Consider the following 15,299-nt stretch of genomic DNA (forward strand, 5'->3'; position numbering starts at 1 on the left):
CATTTGCATACACACCTGTTTGCCAACTATCCGACCCGCCACGCGGTCTTGCGGTAGGCTCTGCGTTTTCCATTTTTCGCCTTTGACCGGGCAGCCTGCCGAATGCGCAAACGCTTTGCTGCGATGACGCCAACGATCCTGGATGGCCGGATCGAGTCGCTGCGCGTATCCGTACCGCTCGTCATGGGCGACATTCACCTGCGCGTGGATGGCGTCCCGGTGACAGGCACGATCGAAGACGCAGCAAAGATCAGAACCTTGCGCGGCTTGCAGGAACAGGCCGCGCCGGTGCGTATCGGTGTGCTCACCGACAGCAAGGGTGACCACCACTTTGCATGGCTGATCGCGCGCAAGGGGCCAGGGGTACCGCCACGTTTCTATCGCGACGAGAAACGCAATGCGTGGCGCACTACCGGCATCGGCTTGACCATCGCCGTGCTGGCCATAGCTGGTGCGTGGCTGCTGGGCCTGAGTTCGGCGTGGCGGGCGGTCGCGCTTGCGGTGCTGCTTGCCGTTGCGCTGATGGGCGTCATCATTGCGGGCCTGTCCTTGCACGGCTTGTGGTTCAACCGTGTGCATCGTGCGGCCATTCTGAAAAGCGAAGCGGCTTACCGGGATCACTCAGGAAAGCCGCTGTCGGTGATGCCAGCGGTGACACCGGTTCAGAATGCCGTGCACAAGTCCGGGTCGGCGCCAGTTCCCGACCAGCCCCACATACAAGCTGCCGATACACAAGCTGCCGATACCGAACCACCGCCGATGCAGCGCGTTCAGGGCACCTTGACCTCATTGACCCACGAAACGCGACGCTCGGTGAATTCAGGTCCGTCCTTCGGTGTTTTCCGCTTCCTGGTCGGCCGACAGGCCTACATCATGACGGTGGGCGAGAACCTGGGCGACGTGAAGCCCTTCCTGGCCGAGGGCGACCGGGTAGACATGGCGGTGCTGGCGCAGGATGTACCCGGAGGCGGGCCGCACAGACTGGTCTACGCCATGCGCAATCTGGAGGATGGCCGAGTGTATGTATGCCATCACGGATTCCGGGGTGGCAATGGCCACATCGCGCCAGTTGGCGTCGGACTGGCGCAGCGCGTGCCCCTTCTGAAAACGGTGGGTGGCCTGCTGCTGTTTACCTGGCTGCTACTGATCAGCATCAGCTATTTCGACAGATCGCCCGGCGATTACGACGACTTGGCCGCGCTTGGCACCTATTCGCTGCTCGGTTTCGTGGCTATCTGGTTCTGCTTTGCGCTGCCCTTCGTGTACCTGGACTGGCGCTGGCGCAAAGGCCGGCCGACCAAGCGACAGCGTATTGTGGAACGCGTCTACCTGACGCTGGGCCTGGGCACGCCCTTCGCCCCCACCGAGCGCATCGAAGAAGTCTAGGCCGTATCGCCACCAGGCTTGGCCTGGTCAAGTGCCAGATAGCTGTCGTCGCCATCCAGGCTGCAATCCAGCGTGCTGGGCGGCACATCGCGTTCCAGCACGGCGAACATGCTGTCGACGAAATCCATCAAGCCGTCGGACGCAGCAATCGCGCTGTCCACGTCGCCGCTGGCGACGGCCGAAATCACCGAGATATGACCGGCCACCGTGCGCTGCAGATCGACCTTGTCGGGCGCGTGCATGTGATAGATCCAGCCGATGCGCCGGAAGATCGTATGCAGCGGCCGTAGCGTGCCTTCCACAAACGGTTCCTGTGCGGCTGCCAGGAACAGCTGATCGATCAAGCGGTCGGCCACGTTGAATTGCTCGATAGTCATGTGCGCGCCGTGCTCGATCAGTTGCCGCTTGATGTGCTGCATGCGGTTGCGTTCGGACGCCCCTGAGCGTTCCGTCGCCAACCGGATCACGAACCTTTCCATGTCGCGACGCAGTCTGAGCAGCACACGATCCCGCGTGAGGTCGATGGGCGTGATGCGAATGCCGTGACGCGGGGTGATCTGCACCAAGGTGTCTGCGGCCAGGCGGTTGAGTGCCTGATGTACCGGCGTGCGGCCGTAACCCACCATGGTTTGCAACTCGTGCGTGGCCAGGAAACGGCCCGGTGCCAGCTTGCAGCAGATCAGCAGTTCTTCAATACGTTCATAAGCCTGATCCGACTGGTTCGCAGGATTTCTGCGTGGCGCAGGTGCACCTGCGTCAGCAGCCGGCGGCGCAGTTCTGGCGGTTGAGCGGGTTGCCATCAAATTCCCTCTGTTTCAAGCCTTAAGCATAGCTGATATGCCAGAGCATGCGTACTGGAATGCCCAGTATTCATGCGCTTCTTCGCCTATCAGCTTATGCGTGTCGAGATCGGGTATTCACTGATAAATGTTGTGATATATCACGATATTATTGCGCTTCAATTCAAAAGAAAGCGGCCACGACGCCGCATCAAGGAGATCGGCATGACAACACTCATGAGCCTTCCCAGCCTTCGTGCCGGCGCGCGTGCGCTGGGAGTGGCAGCGGTTTTTGCGGTGGCTGTACCGGGTGCTGCGCATGCGCAGGCGAAGGAAACCCTGAGCTTTGCGGCGGCAACGTTTGCGGAGTCGGGCCGTGGCGACAAGCTGAAGCTGTGGGTCGAAAAATTCAACAAGAGCCAGTCCGCCATCGAGGTGCAGCCGCTTGCCTTGCCGTTCTCGACGCTTGCCAAGACGGTCTTTACCCAGATGGGCGGCGGGGCAGGGCCTGACCTGGTTCGCTTTGATCTGATCGACTATTACGCCGCCGCCCAGGCGCAGCGCATTCTGCCGCTCGATGCCGATATCAAGGCCAGCGACTACAAGCTGACCGAACCGAACAAATATCTGGTGATCGATGGCAAGCGCTACGGCGTGCCCTTCGAGATCAGCAACTACCAGCTGATCTACAACCCGCAGTTGCTGAAGGGCGGCAAGCCACCCGCCACCTTTGACGAATTCCTGACCGCCGCCAAAGACGCCACGAGCGACCAGGTGTTCGGCTTCGCCTATCGCGCCACCATGGCCGAGAGCAACGGCTTCTGGCAGGACCTCTGCAACTTCGTCTATGGCTTTGGCGGACGCTGGAGCGATGACCAGGGCAACCTCACGATCAACAGCCCCAAGGTGGTCGAGGGTGTGATCGCCTACAAGAAAATGTACGACCTGGGTGCCACGCCCAAGGGTGCCGACGCGGCGACCTACCGTCGCATGTTCTGGGAAAAGAAGCTGGCCATGGAGATCGACAACGGCGGTGTCGCCGGCATCTTCAGTCAGCAGGCCCCCGACTTGCCATTGCAGGCGGCGCCATCGCCGTTCCCCACCCGTGCGCAAGGGCTGATCCTGGCTCCGCTTGCGATCAACAGCAACACCAAGCACAAGGAAGCAGCCGTTACCTTCGTAAAGTGGATGATGCAGCCGGAAAACCAGAAAGACCTGCAGGCGATTCTGGGTGCGGCCAACGTGGCAACCGTGATCGAACGTACGCCTGAAGAACTCGCGGCCCGCCCGTGGCTGAAGGTCTATGACGATCAGTCGCCGCACAGCGTGCCGCAACTGGTGAAGGGCTTCGAAGCGCGTACGCCCGAGATCCAGCAGGTGATTCTCGAGCAGGTCTTGCGTGTGCTGCAAGGCGGTGCCGAACCGCAAAAGGCCATGGATCAGGCACAACGTCTGGTCAGCACCCGCGTGCTTCGCAAGTAAGCCGGAACACGCATCGTCATGGCTGCCGACAAACAAACAGCAAAGGCGCAAGCCGCAGCGGGCGGGGTGGGATGGGCGCCCTACCTGTTCTGCGCGCCCGTCATGCTTTATCTATTGGTCTTCCAGGCCTATCCGCTGCTTCAAGAGCTGTATCTGAGCTTCACGCAGACCTCGTTGCTGTCACCCGGGCAGCACGATTGGGTGGGCTGGCGCAATTACACCGATCTGTTCGAACAGGAAGAGTTCAGTCAGGTGCTGGTGGTGACCCTGGTCTACACGGTTGCCTGCGTGGTCTTTGCCATCGGCATCGGCCTGGGCACGGCGCTGTTGTTGAACATGCCGTTTCGCGGCCGGGGGATCGCGCGTTCGCTCATCACCATTCCGTGGGCAGCACCCCCGGTGGCGGTGGCGCTGGTCTTCATCTGGATGTTCAACGGCCAGTACGGCGTGTTGCAGCATCTGCTGAATTTCCTTGGCCTGTCGTCTGGCATGGAGGGGTGGCTGGACAACCCGTCGCGCGCGTTGACGGCGGTGCTGCTGACCACCGTCTGGCAGATCTTCCCGTTCACGTCGGTGGTGATCCTGTCGGCGTTGCAAGGGGTGTCGAACGACTTGCGTGAGGCCGCGGTCATCGACGGTGCAGACCGGTTCAGCGTCTTCGGTGCGGTGGTGTGGCCGGCGATCCGTCCCACGGTCATGTTGCTGACACTGTTCATCACGATCTGGTCGCTGCGCCGTTTCGACCTGATCTGGCTGATGACGCAGGGCGGTCCCATTGGCTCGACCAACACCCTGGTGATCGAGTTGTATCGCCGTGCCTTTACCTACCGTGAGCTAGGCGAAGCCGCAGCTGTCGGCATGGTGGGCCTGTCACTTGCACTGGTCATCACCGTAGTTTATTTCCGGCTGACGGTACGCGCCGAGCGCGCCGCGGGGCACTGATGAAAACGACAACCCTGGACTGGCGCCAAGCGCTGTTGATGATCGTGATTCTTGGCATGCTGGGCATCACGGCCTTCCCGATCTACTGGATGCTGGTTACCTCGACCACCGCATCGACCGACCTGTTCGCCTCGCCGCCGCACTTGTTGCCCGGCTTGTCGCAGTGGCATGTGTTCCGCGAGGTGTTCAACACCACGGACGTGGGCAACTGGCTGATCAACAGCGCAATTGTGGCCGTGGGCACCACGGTGCTGAGCCTGTTGCTGGCTGTGTTGCCTGCGTATGCCTTGTCGCGGTTTCGCTTCGCGGGCATTGCCATCGTGGGGCTGGCGCTGTTCGTCACGCAGATGCTGCCCGAGGCAATGCTGGTGGTGCCGCTGTACGCGATCTTTGGCCAGCTTTCGCTGCTCAACACGCTGACCGGGCTGATCCTGGTGAACACGGCCTTCACGGTGCCGGTGATCACCTGGATTCTGAAGGGAGCCATCGACGGTGTGCCGATAGACATCGAAGAAGCCGCCAGCATCGACGGGTGCTCACGGATCGGGACGGTGTTCATCGTCGTGATTCCGCTGATTGCCCCGACGCTTGCGGCCACGGCGGTGATCGCCTTCTTCCACGGCTGGAACGAGTACGTGTTTGCGCAGACCCTGGTCAGCGCGCCCGAGTTGCATACCGCATCGGTGGGGCTGGCCGGCTTTGTCGGTGAACTGAGCACGCCGCTGCACTCGGTGATGGCCATCGGGCTCATGTACACCTTGCCCGCCGTCTTTTTCTATCTTCTTGTGCAGCGCTATGTCGTTGCAGGAATGACCGCCGGCAGCGTCAAGGGCTGACGGATCATCAAGGATTGCATCGTGTCATCCATTTCCCTGAAAAACGTCACCAAGACCTTTGGTGCAAAGACCGTGCTGGGCAATATCAATGTCGATGTGCCCGCTGGCGAATTCCTGGTGTTGCTGGGTCCGTCGGGCTGCGGCAAGTCGACCTTGCTGCGCATGCTGGCCGGTCTTGAAACCGTCAGCAATGGCGAAATCCATCTTGGTACGCGCCGCGTGGATACGTTGCCGCCGAGTGCTCGCGACATGGCCTTCGTATTCCAGTCGTATGCGCTTTACCCGCACATGACGGTGCGGCGCAATATCACCTTCCCGCTGATCATGCGCAAGTTCCGCTGGTGGTTCCACATTCCGCTGCTGGGCCACTTTGCCAAGCGCCGGATCGAGACATCTCCCGAGGTGCGTGACCTGGTCGATCGCACGGCCAAGATCCTGTCGCTGACCGAGATGATGGACCGCCATCCGCGTACCTTGTCAGGTGGGCAGCGACAGCGGGTGGCCCTGGGGCGTGCAATGGTTCGTCAGCCCGAGGTCTTTCTGATGGACGAGCCGCTGTCGAACCTGGACGCAAAGCTGCGTTCGTCGATGCGTGCCGAAATCATCAAGCTGCACCGTGATCTGGGCGGCACGTTTGTATACGTGACGCACGATCAGATCGAGGCCATGACCATGGGTACCCGCATTGTGCTGATGCATGCAGGCGAAGCGCAGCAGATCGGTACGCCGCGCGAGATCTACACCAACCCGGCCAACACCTTTGTGGCGCGTTTCATTGGCACGCCTGCGATGAATCTGCTGCAAGCGCGCATCGACGGCGGGCAATTGCGCATTGGTGACATGCAGCTGCCTTTGCCACCGCATTTGGGCGTGGAGCGCGCCAGTGGCACCGACGTGCTGGTGGGGGTTCGACCGACTGCATTGTCGATTGGCGATCAAGCATTGCAGGCTGCCGGTTCTGCAAGCCCTGGCCTGGCCGGCACCGTGGCACTGGTCGAGCACGTGGGTGCCGAGTCCATCGTCACCATCCGGCTGGACAACGCACTGACCGCACACGACCGTGATGGCGGCGTAGCCAACGAAGTCATGCTGACCGAGGCGGGCTACAGCACGCTGCGTATCGGCAGCCAGGTAAAGGTCTTGTTGGACTTGACGCAGGCCGTGGTGTTCGACGCCGCGTCGGGCAAACGGATCTCGAACGACATCGCCTTGCCCGAAGACACCGCTTCACCGCTTCCTACCCGGCACTGACAGACATATTCATGGCAACACTCATTTCCGATGTGAAAGTCATCCTCACGGCCCCCCAGGGCATCAACCTGGTGGTCGTGAAGGTGGAAACCAATCAACCGGGCCTGTACGGCCTGGGTTGCGCAACCTTTGCCTATCGCCACCTGGTGGTGCAGTGCCTGGTCGAGCAATACCTTAAACCGCTGCTGATCGGTCGCGACGTAAGCGCGATCGAGGACCTGTGGCAACTGATGCACCAGAACGCCTATTGGCGCAACGGCCCGGCCGAGAACAACGCCATTTCGGGCGTGGACATGGCCTTGTGGGACATCAAGGGCAAGATGGCCGGCATGCCGGTCTATCAATTGTTCGGTGGCAAGGTGCGCGAAGGGGTGCCGATCTACCGGCATGCCGACGGCCGCGACCTGGCGGAACTGTGCGACAACATCCAGGCGTATCAGGAACAAGGCATCACGCACATTCGCTGCCAAAGCGGCGGTTACGGCGGCAGCGGCTTCGGGCCTGCACCAGCCAGCGCGCCGCGTGGTGCACCGGACGGCATCTACCTGCACAGCCGGCGCTACATGCGCGAAACGCTTAAATTGTTTGACGGCATTCGCAGCAAGGTGGGCTTTGACGTTGAACTGTGCCATGACGTACACGAACGTCTGAGCCCGATCGACGCGATCAAATTCGCCTGCGAAATGGAGCAATTTGAACTCTTCTTCCTGGAAGACGCCATTCCGCTGGAAGAGGGCAGGTGGCTGCGCCAGCTGCGCGAGAAGACGCGCATTCCGCTTGCGCAGGGCGAGTTGTTCAACAATCCCTACGAGTGGAAGGGCTTGATCACCGATCAGCTCATCGACTTCATTCGTGTGCATTTAAGCCAGATCGGCGGGATCACGCCTGCGCGCAAGTTGCAGATATTTGCCGAGCAGTTCGGGGTGAAGACGGCCTGGCACGGCCCGGGCGACATGTCGCCGATTGCGCATGCGGCCAACATTCATATCGACCTGGCTGCGCGCAATTTTGGTGTGCAGGAATGGTCGGGCATACAGCCCCCCAACTTCGTGATCCAGAACCTGAAAGGCCCACCCGACGCGCTGACCGAGGTGTTCCCGGGCTTGCCCGAGTTCAAGGACGGCTACGTCTACGCCAACGACAAGCCGGGCTTGGGCGTGGATATCGATGAGGCTCAGGCCCGCAAGTATCCCTGCGAAAACACCGTCACCACCTGGACGCAGACCCGCCTGATCGACGGCACCCTGCAAACGCCCTGAGAGAACCATTTTCATGTCTACCCAACTTTTCAGTCTGGCGGGTAAAACCGCACTCGTCACCGGTTCTTCGCGTGGCCTGGGTTTTGCCATTGCAGAGGGCCTGGCCGCTGCTGGCGCGCGTCTGGTGATCAACGGCGTGGACGCCGCTCGGCTCGATGCGGCTGCGGCCGCATTGCGCGCCAAGGGATACACCGTCGATGCCCACGCCTTCGATGTCTGCGACGAAGCCGCCGTGGTGGCTGCGTTCGAGCAGCTTGATGCTGCCGGCATCGCCGTCGACATTCTGGTCAACAACGCGGGCGTGCAGTTCCGCAAACCGATGGTCGACCTGGCCACTGAGGACTGGCAGCGTGTGATCGACACCAACCTGACCAGCGCGTTCGTGGTCGGGCGCGAGGCGGCGCGACGCATGATTCCGCGCGGTCACGGCAAGATCATCAACATCGGGTCGCTGACCAGCGAACTGGCGCGCGCCACGGTTGCGCCTTATACGGTGGCCAAGGGCGGCATCAAGATGCTGACGCGCGCCATGACGGCCGAATGGGCAAGCCACAACATCCAGGCCAATGCCATTGGCCCGGGGTACATGCTGACCGACATGAACCAGGCCCTGATCGACAACCCAAGCTTCGACGCATGGGTGAAGGGCCGCACGCCAGCGGGGCGCTGGGGCAAGCCGGAAGAACTGATCGGCACTGCCGTGTTCCTGGCTTCCGGCGCGTCCAACTACGTAAGTGGGCAGATCATTTTTGTCGATGGCGGCATGGTGTCGGTGCTCTGACGGCAGGCATTGATCTGCCTGATACCAAGCAGATCAGCCCTGATCGACACACATTCAACTCAAGAAAAACAGGCCACAATCATGGAAGCGCTTGTCATACACGGCCCCGGCGACCTGCGCGTCGAGGCATTCGAAACCGCGCCACTGGGCGCAGGCCAGCTTCAGGTCAGGGTGCGAAGCGGCGGCATCTGCGGGTCGGATCTGCACTACTACCAGCACGGTGGTTTTGGCACCATTCGCATCAAGCACCCGATGGTGTTGGGCCACGAAGTGGCGGGGGTGATCGAGGCTGTGGGTGCTGACGTCACAGGATTTCGTGCCGGCGAACGCATCGCGATCAGTCCAAGCCGCCCATGCATGCTGTGCAAGTATTGCCAGCAAGGCTTGCAAAACCATTGCCTGGACATGCGCTACTACGGCAGTGCCATGCGCAACCCCCATGTTGATGGCGCGTTTCGCCAGCAGATCGTCATCGACACGCATCAGGCGCACCGCCTGAACGATTCGGTCAGCGACGCTGAAGGTGCCTTGGCAGAACCGCTTGCGGTGGCCTTGCACGCCGTGCGCCGTGCTGGTCCGTTGCTTGGCAAGAACGTGCTGGTCACGGGTTGCGGTCCGATCGGCGCCTTGCTGGTGATTGCCGCTCGGCGAGCCGGAGCCGGTTATATCGTCGCGACCGATGTTGGCGCGTTCACGCTGGCGAAGGCGCTGGAAATCGGTGCAGATGAGGTCGTCAATGTTGCCGAAACGCCGGATGGCCTGGCGCGTTTCTCGGCCGACAAGGGCACGTTTGACGTGCTGTTCGAAGCCAGTGGCAATGCCCGTGCATTGGTGGGTGCCTTCGATGCGCTGCGTTCACGCGGCATCATCGTGCAGGTGGGCCTGGGCGGCGAGATGACCTTGCCGGTGAACACCATTGTGGCCAGAGAGTTCGATCTGCGCGGCGCGTTTCGTTTCCACGAAGAGTTTGCCGTGGCGGTCGAATTGCTGAACAAGGGCTTGGTTGACGTCAAACCCTTGATATCCGCGACGCTGTCCTATCGCGATTCGACTCAGGCTTTCGAGCTGGCGGGGGATCGGTCCAAGGCACTGAAGGTGGTGTTGGACTTCAATTGATTGATTAATTGAGCGATCTGCTTGCCTTGCAGCGGGGACTATCAGCCGTAGTCTCAACGACAGTCCGCGCTGCAAGCCATCACCCTAGATCGACGACAGCGACATCACCGCGGCCAGTTGCCGCTGTCCTGCGCTGCGCTCGGCACATACGATCTCTTCGACCGCGCGCAGGCTGGCCTGCACGATGTCCGAGGCATCGACCTTGACCGGTGCGTCGTCGTCGCCGACACCATCCGACCCAAGCGTCACATAACGTCGCCCGGGCGGCATGAAGGCGCGAACCAGTTCCGGCAGGGCGCGTCCGTGGTCGGTGGCCGCCACGATAGGGCCGGATGTAGGGGCCAGGCGTTGTTCGATCCAGCTGTCCACGCTGGTCTGGTTGCCATTGCGCCAACGGCGTTCCTGGTCGATACCCTGGCGCGCCAATTCTATGTAGCTGGTCACGCTCCAGATATCGGCGGCAATGCCGTGGTCGTTTTCCAGGCGCGCGGCGGCCTGGAGCACTTCGCGCATGGTGGCACCGCTTCCCAGCAACTGAACCCGCTTTTCACGGGCTGAGCCTGAGCGCAGCAAGTGCATGCCGCGAATGACGTCGGCGAATGCCGACGTGGGCAGATTCGGGGTGACAAGTTTGTCGTCGGTGACCGTGAGGTAATAGAACTCGTCGTATTGCGCCATCAGCATGCGGCGCATGCCGTGGTCCACGATCACGGCCAGCTCGCCAGCAAAGGCGGGGTGGTAGGCCCGACAGTGGGCAAGCGTGGACGCGAACAGATGGCTGGCACGGTCCCGCTGCTGGGGGCACTCGCTGCCAAGATGGGTGTGACTGGAGGCCATATTGATCAGGAATCCGCGCGCACGTGCGTCGGTGGCGGCTCCCATCAGGTCGCCTACATCACGAAAGCCGAAGCTGCTGCTGGAAATATGGAAGGGCAGCAGGGGCTGACTGTGCGTCCAGTGTCTGGTCGCGGCCTCGGTCCAGGCGGACAAGGCGTCGGTAACCTCAGGCTGTGCGTCGCCGCTGTCGGGTTTTGCGGCCGCTTGTTCCGCGGCTACTGGTTTTGCATCTACCTGCGGCTGGCCTGACTCGACCACCGCCACATCCAGACCCGCTTGGGAAAACAGGCTGGATATGTCGGGCACTCGGGCCGCATCACCCAGAATCGGCACGATGTATTGCCCGATTTGCGGGTCTTGCTCCAGCGCTGCCAGTTGCCGCACGAAGGCCATGGTGCTTTGCATGGCCTCGCCGTTTGCCTGGAGTGCAAACGCAGCAAAGCGTTCAATGGGCGGGACGGGTACGGCAGGTGCCGAGGCCTTGCGTGCCGCCGCTGGCGTAGTGGCGGCAACCGAGCCAGCGCAGTCAGGTAATTCCATTCATTCCACCTCGCTATCAGTTAGAACGGATGTCGGTGTCGTGAACCGCTGCTTACCTGCCGCGCCTGCAGTGCTGGCTGTGTGCGCTTAGCCGTTGCGGAAGATGAAGCTGTACGCGTTCAGCGCCGGTACGCCACCAAGGTGTGCATACAAGACTTTGGAACCTTCGGGGAACTCGCCCAGACGCACCTTCTCGATCATGCCATGCATCGACTTTCCTTCATATACCGGATCAGTCAGCATGCCTTCCATGCGCGCGCACAGACGGATGGCTTCGAGCGTGCCTTCGTTGGGCAAGCCGTATTCTGGACCACCGAAGCGGGTATCGAGAACAATGTCCTTCTCGGTAATTTCCCGGCCCAGTTCCACCAGGTTGGCGGTGTTCTTGGCGATACGCAGGATCTGGTCGAAGGTTTGCTGCGGCTTGGCCGACGCGTCGATACCGATCACGCGGTCAGCGCGGCCGTCTTCGGCAAAGCCCACCACCATGCCAGCCTGCGTGCTGCCGGTAACGGCGCAGACAACGATGTAGTCGAACTTGAAGCCCAGTTCGGCTTCCTGCTGGCGCACTTCTTCGGCGAAGTCCACGAAGCCCAGACCGCCTTTGGGGTGCTCGGAGCAACCAGCCGGAATCGGGAAGGGCTTGCCGCCAGCCTGGCGCACGCTTTCCATTGCGTCTTCCCAGCTCTTGCGGATGCCGATGTCGAAGCCAGCGGCATCCAGGCGCACGTCTGCGCCCATGATGCGCGACATTTCGATGTTGCCGACGCGGTCATACACGGCGTCAGAATAGTTGACCCAGTTTTCCTGAACCAGCACGCACTTCAGGCCCAGGTGGGCGGCAACGGCGGCCACTTGGCGAGTCTGGTTGGATTGGATGCCACCGATGGACACGAGCGTGTCGTAACCGCCTTCCAGCGCTTCGGGGATCAGATATTCCAGCTTGCGGGTCTTGTTGCCGCCGAATGCCAGGCCGCTGTTGCAGTCTTCGCGCTTGGCATACAGTTCAACCTTGCCACCCAGGTGGGCGCTGAGGCGTTTGAGCGGCTGAATCGGCGTCGGTCCGAAGGTCAACGGATAGCGCGGGAATTTTTTGAGGTTCATGAGACTGCTCCTTGGAAGTCGACGACTAAGCAGCCTGTAGCATAAGAATATTCAGAAGAAACGTGCTTGCGAAAATGTGGAAAATTTTGGCGTTAAGATTGGTGGAACGTTGATTTGGCTTGGAATAATTTTGCAGATGTTATTTTTTAGACAATAAAATTTCCTGCTGCGACTGTGTGTTTTCCCGCACAGAAAAACCGCGAAATTTCCGCTTTTTTCATCGCCTGTTTCCACGTTTTCAAGGGTTTTTGATGAGTACCACCAAGCCACGTGCGCAGGCAGCCTTGCCGGCAGAGTCGTCAAAAGAGACCTTGGACCGCACCGACCGCGCAATTCTGAAAGTGCTGCAGCGCGACGCATCGATCTCCAACGTGGCGCTGGCCGCCAAAGTGAACCTGAGCGCACCCGCGTGCCTGCGACGGGTAGAGCGCTTGAAAGAAGCGGGATTCATCAGCGGTATCGTGGCGCTGTTGAACCCGCGTGCGCTGGATGTCGGTACGCTGGTGATGATCGGTGTGGTGCTGGACCGATCAACGCCAGACTCCTTCACCAACTTCGAAAAAGCGGCGCAGAAGGTGTCCGGCTGCCTGGAATGCCACGTGGTCACTGGCGAATTCGATTACTTCATGCTGGTGCGCACCAAGGACAACGACAGCTTCAACAAGCTGCACGCAGAACAGTTGCTGTACCTGCCAGGCGTGCGGCAGATTCGCACCTTCATGGTGTTGAAGCAGGTGCTGTCTACGACGCAGTTGCCGATCTGAAGACGCGACGCCGATAACACAGCGTTGAAAACGCAACATGGCGCTGGATTGCGCCAGCGCCATGTTGTTGATACTTCGGAATCAGCAAAGCACGTGCTGCGTTACGACGAAAGCCGCTGCTACGCTCAGCCCGCCCGTCGCTGCAACGACAGTCGCTGTACCACCGCCAACAACCTGTCTATTTCTTCAAAGGTGTTGTAGAACGCCAGTGAAGGTCGCACCGTGGTCTCCAGGCCAAAACGACGAAGAATAGGCTGTGCGCAATGGTGCCCCGTGCGCACCGCAATGCCTTCCTTGTTGAGCGCCTGACCGACGTCTTCCGTGCTGTAGCCGGCCAGCACAAAGGACATCACGCTGGCTTTTTCAGCTGCAGTACCCACCAGGCGCACGCCTTTGATCTCGGCCAGGTGCTTCATGCCGTAGACCAGCAGGTCGTGTTCGTAGCGACCGATGTTCTCGATGCCAAGTCGGTTGATGTAGTCGATGGCCGCCCCCAAGCCCACCGCGTCTGCGATATTTCCCGTGCCCGCTTCGAACTTGTTCGGAATGGGTTGGAAGATGGTTTTCTCGAAGGTGACGTCAGCAATCATGTTGCCGCCACCTTGCCAGGGCGGCATGTCTTCCAGGACCTCGCGCTTGCCCCAGACCACGCCAATGCCGGTGGGACCGAACAGCTTGTGGCCGGAGAACACAAAGAAGTCGGTGCCCAGGTCTTGCACATCGACCCGCATGTGCGACACCGATTGTGCGCCATCAACCAAGGTCTTGGCACCCGCCCGATGCGCGAGTTCGACGATTTCCTTGATCGGGGTGATCGTACCCAGCGCGTTGGAAACCTGCGTGACGGCCACGATCTTGGTGCGGTCGTTCAGCAGCTTGCGATACTCGTCCAGCAGGATCTGGCCGGAGTCATCTACCGGGATCACGCGCAGACGGGCACCTTTCGCGGCTGCCAACTGCTGCCAGGGCACGATGTTGGCGTGGTGCTCCAGGTTGGAGACGATGATCTCGTCGCCTTCACCCACGTGCTGCGCGCCCCAGCTTTTGGCCACCAGGTTGATGGCCTCGGTGGTGCCGCGCACGAAGATGACTTCGTTCACGTCCGGGGCGTTCAGGAAGTGCCGGACCCGTTCGCGCGCACCTTCATAGGCATCCGTGGCCCGTGCCGCCAGTTCGTGCGCGGCGCGGTGGATGTTGGAGTTTTCGTGCGCGTAGAAGTAGGCAATACGGTCGATCACCGACTGCGGCTTGTGCGTGGTGGCGGCGTTGTCGAACCACACCAGCTGACGGCCGTTCACACGTTCCTGCAGCACCGGGAAATCACGCCGAACGGCATTCACATCGAAGGGCTGACGCTGGCTTTGCCCGGCTTGCGGAACATTGCCGCGCGGGTCTGGCTTGGCCGGCGTGACGTATCCACTGGGCAAGACCACCGAGTCGACAAAGTAGTACTTGGGTTCGGCCGACGCGCCTGCTGCCCCGACGCTCTGGGTGGGCAGGCCGCGCGAGGACGGCTGCGCGTGGCTGAGCGGGCCTACCGAGTCTATCGGGCCACGCAATGCCTGGCTGACCAAGTCGTCGCGAATCACGGTGCCACCCAGCACATTGCCTGGCGCAGCCGGTGCCGATTGGTTGCGTCCAGGTTCTCCGTGGAAACCGTCCAGGAAGTAGTACGGCGTCTCGGGCGATGCGGGATAAGACTGCACCGATGTGGCTGGTGGTACGCCCGTCACGCCACTGCCAAAGCGCGGTTCGTAAGCCGGGACTGCGCTGTAGACATTATCCGGCACGCCATTGCCGGCTGGCGCATGTGGCAGCAATGCCGGTGCGCGATGCGCCAGCGAGGGCAACTGGGCTGGCGACGCGGGCAGCAGGTTGCTACCCGGAATCTGCCCTTGCGGGATTGGCGTACCCGGCACGTTCGGCCCGAAGCCAGCCGGGCTGACCAGGGGAGAACCTGCAGGTGCGACATTAAGCGGAGCCTGCACGCCGGGCGGCACGGACTGCGGCAATGACAAGGCCGCCGCTGACGCTGGGGGCGCTGCGGGCAGACCACGCGCCGCGCTTACGCCATCAAGATTGGCAGACTGCCCTGGCAACGCAGAAAAAAATGCCGTGGCCATGCGCGCCAGCACGGCCGGATCAATGGGCGCTTCCGGGGCGTGCGGCACGCCGTCCGGAAGCTCGGCAAACCGAGGAGGGGAAGCAGGGATGCTCATCGC

The 15,299-nt window shown here is 61.3% G+C and carries 13 protein-coding genes; 9 read left to right on the forward strand and 4 right to left on the reverse strand.

All coding sequences use genetic code 11. The features are described from left to right. Positions 1–102: 102 nt before the first annotated feature. The gene (locus tag FXN63_RS11690; protein ID WP_148815005.1) at positions 103–1,386 is read left to right on the forward strand and encodes a hypothetical protein; all 1,284 of its coding nucleotides are present in this window, start codon (positions 103–105) and stop codon (positions 1,384–1,386) included. Here the strand turns inward: FXN63_RS11690 and FXN63_RS11695 are convergent. Beyond that, positions 1,383–2,186 carry a GntR family transcriptional regulator gene (locus tag FXN63_RS11695; protein ID WP_148815007.1) on the reverse strand — a complete coding sequence of 268 codons (804 nt, stop codon included), beginning with the start codon at positions 2,184–2,186 and terminating at the stop codon, positions 1,383–1,385. The two genes, FXN63_RS11690 and FXN63_RS11695, sit on opposite strands and share 4 nt — an antisense overlap. A gap of 204 nt (positions 2,187–2,390) precedes the next feature. Here FXN63_RS11695 and FXN63_RS11700 point away from each other — a divergent pair, with 204 nt between their 5' ends. The 7 genes from FXN63_RS11700 (at position 2,391) to FXN63_RS11730 (ending at position 9,832) form a co-directional block, all read left to right on the forward strand. Next, on the forward strand, positions 2,391–3,647 hold the full coding sequence (locus FXN63_RS11700; RefSeq protein WP_222864042.1) for an ABC transporter substrate-binding protein: 1,257 nt from the start codon (positions 2,391–2,393) through the stop codon (positions 3,645–3,647). 18 nt (positions 3,648–3,665) lie between these two features. Then, positions 3,666–4,589 carry a carbohydrate ABC transporter permease gene (locus FXN63_RS11705; RefSeq protein ID WP_148815009.1) on the forward strand — a complete coding sequence of 308 codons (924 nt, stop codon included), beginning with the start codon at positions 3,666–3,668 and terminating at the stop codon, positions 4,587–4,589. Further along, positions 4,589–5,425: a carbohydrate ABC transporter permease gene (locus tag FXN63_RS11710; RefSeq protein WP_148815011.1), complete on the forward strand. Its 837-nt coding sequence runs from the start codon at positions 4,589–4,591 to the stop codon at positions 5,423–5,425. The genes FXN63_RS11705 and FXN63_RS11710 overlap by 1 nt, the downstream gene beginning before the upstream one ends. Positions 5,426–5,446: 21 nt before the next feature. Next, the gene (locus FXN63_RS11715) at positions 5,447–6,676 is read left to right on the forward strand and encodes an ABC transporter ATP-binding protein (protein WP_148815013.1); all 1,230 of its coding nucleotides are present in this window, start codon (positions 5,447–5,449) and stop codon (positions 6,674–6,676) included. A gap of 11 nt (positions 6,677–6,687) precedes the next feature. Beyond that, positions 6,688–7,935 carry an enolase C-terminal domain-like protein gene (locus FXN63_RS11720; protein WP_148815015.1) on the forward strand — a complete coding sequence of 416 codons (1,248 nt, stop codon included), beginning with the start codon at positions 6,688–6,690 and terminating at the stop codon, positions 7,933–7,935. A gap of 13 nt (positions 7,936–7,948) precedes the next feature. Then, positions 7,949–8,716: an SDR family oxidoreductase gene (locus tag FXN63_RS11725; RefSeq protein ID WP_148815017.1), complete on the forward strand. Its 768-nt coding sequence runs from the start codon at positions 7,949–7,951 to the stop codon at positions 8,714–8,716. An 81-nt stretch (positions 8,717–8,797) separates the two neighbouring features. Further along, the gene (locus FXN63_RS11730; RefSeq protein ID WP_187395174.1) at positions 8,798–9,832 is read left to right on the forward strand and encodes an L-idonate 5-dehydrogenase; all 1,035 of its coding nucleotides are present in this window, start codon (positions 8,798–8,800) and stop codon (positions 9,830–9,832) included. Positions 9,833–9,916: 84 nt separating this feature from the next. Here FXN63_RS11730 and FXN63_RS11735 read toward each other — a convergent pair whose 3' ends face one another. Together FXN63_RS11735 and FXN63_RS11740 are read right to left on the reverse strand one after the other, a co-directional pair. Continuing rightward, positions 9,917–11,209 (reverse strand): transketolase-like TK C-terminal-containing protein, encoded by a 1,293-nt coding sequence (locus FXN63_RS11735; protein ID WP_148815019.1) that lies wholly within the window; start codon positions 11,207–11,209, stop codon positions 9,917–9,919. An 87-nt stretch (positions 11,210–11,296) separates the two neighbouring features. Further along, positions 11,297–12,313, reverse strand: a complete 1,017-nt coding sequence (locus tag FXN63_RS11740) for a 1-aminocyclopropane-1-carboxylate deaminase (protein WP_148815021.1) — start codon at positions 12,311–12,313, stop codon at positions 11,297–11,299. 251 nt (positions 12,314–12,564) lie between these two features. On the opposite strand from FXN63_RS11740, the gene FXN63_RS11745 reads away from it, so the two are divergent. Then, a complete protein-coding gene (locus FXN63_RS11745) occupies positions 12,565–13,077 on the forward strand; it encodes an Lrp/AsnC family transcriptional regulator (RefSeq protein WP_148815024.1) in 513 nt (170 codons plus the stop codon). A 125-nt stretch (positions 13,078–13,202) separates the two neighbouring features. On the opposite strand, the gene FXN63_RS11750 is transcribed toward FXN63_RS11745, so the two are convergent. After that, a complete protein-coding gene (locus tag FXN63_RS11750) occupies positions 13,203–15,296 on the reverse strand; it encodes a family 2A encapsulin nanocompartment cargo protein cysteine desulfurase (RefSeq protein WP_148815026.1) in 2,094 nt (697 codons plus the stop codon). Between the last annotated feature and the right edge of the window lie 3 nt (positions 15,297–15,299).

The organism is Pigmentiphaga aceris, from assembly GCF_008119665.1.
GTDB classification, from domain to species: Bacteria; Pseudomonadota; Gammaproteobacteria; order Burkholderiales; family Burkholderiaceae_B; genus Pigmentiphaga; species Pigmentiphaga aceris.

Coding starts and splice junctions, on each gene's coding strand:
- FXN63_RS11735 (WP_148815019.1), bottom strand. CDS start 11,209: ATGGAATTACCTGACTGCGCTGGCTCGGTTGCCGCCACTACGCCAGCG.
- FXN63_RS11745 (WP_148815024.1), top strand. CDS start 12,565: ATGAGTACCACCAAGCCACGTGCGCAGGCAGCCTTGCCGGCAGAGTCG.
- FXN63_RS11740 (WP_148815021.1), bottom strand. CDS start 12,313: ATGAACCTCAAAAAATTCCCGCGCTATCCGTTGACCTTCGGACCGACG.
- FXN63_RS11695 (WP_148815007.1), bottom strand. CDS start 2,186: ATGGCAACCCGCTCAACCGCCAGAACTGCGCCGCCGGCTGCTGACGCA.
- FXN63_RS11720 (WP_148815015.1), top strand. CDS start 6,688: ATGGCAACACTCATTTCCGATGTGAAAGTCATCCTCACGGCCCCCCAG.
- FXN63_RS11700 (WP_222864042.1), top strand. CDS start 2,391: ATGACAACACTCATGAGCCTTCCCAGCCTTCGTGCCGGCGCGCGTGCG.
- FXN63_RS11725 (WP_148815017.1), top strand. CDS start 7,949: ATGTCTACCCAACTTTTCAGTCTGGCGGGTAAAACCGCACTCGTCACC.
- FXN63_RS11705 (WP_148815009.1), top strand. CDS start 3,666: ATGGCTGCCGACAAACAAACAGCAAAGGCGCAAGCCGCAGCGGGCGGG.
- FXN63_RS11690 (WP_148815005.1), top strand. CDS start 103: ATGCGCAAACGCTTTGCTGCGATGACGCCAACGATCCTGGATGGCCGG.
- FXN63_RS11730 (WP_187395174.1), top strand. CDS start 8,798: ATGGAAGCGCTTGTCATACACGGCCCCGGCGACCTGCGCGTCGAGGCA.
- FXN63_RS11710 (WP_148815011.1), top strand. CDS start 4,589: ATGAAAACGACAACCCTGGACTGGCGCCAAGCGCTGTTGATGATCGTG.
- FXN63_RS11750 (WP_148815026.1), bottom strand. CDS start 15,296: ATGAGCATCCCTGCTTCCCCTCCTCGGTTTGCCGAGCTTCCGGACGGC.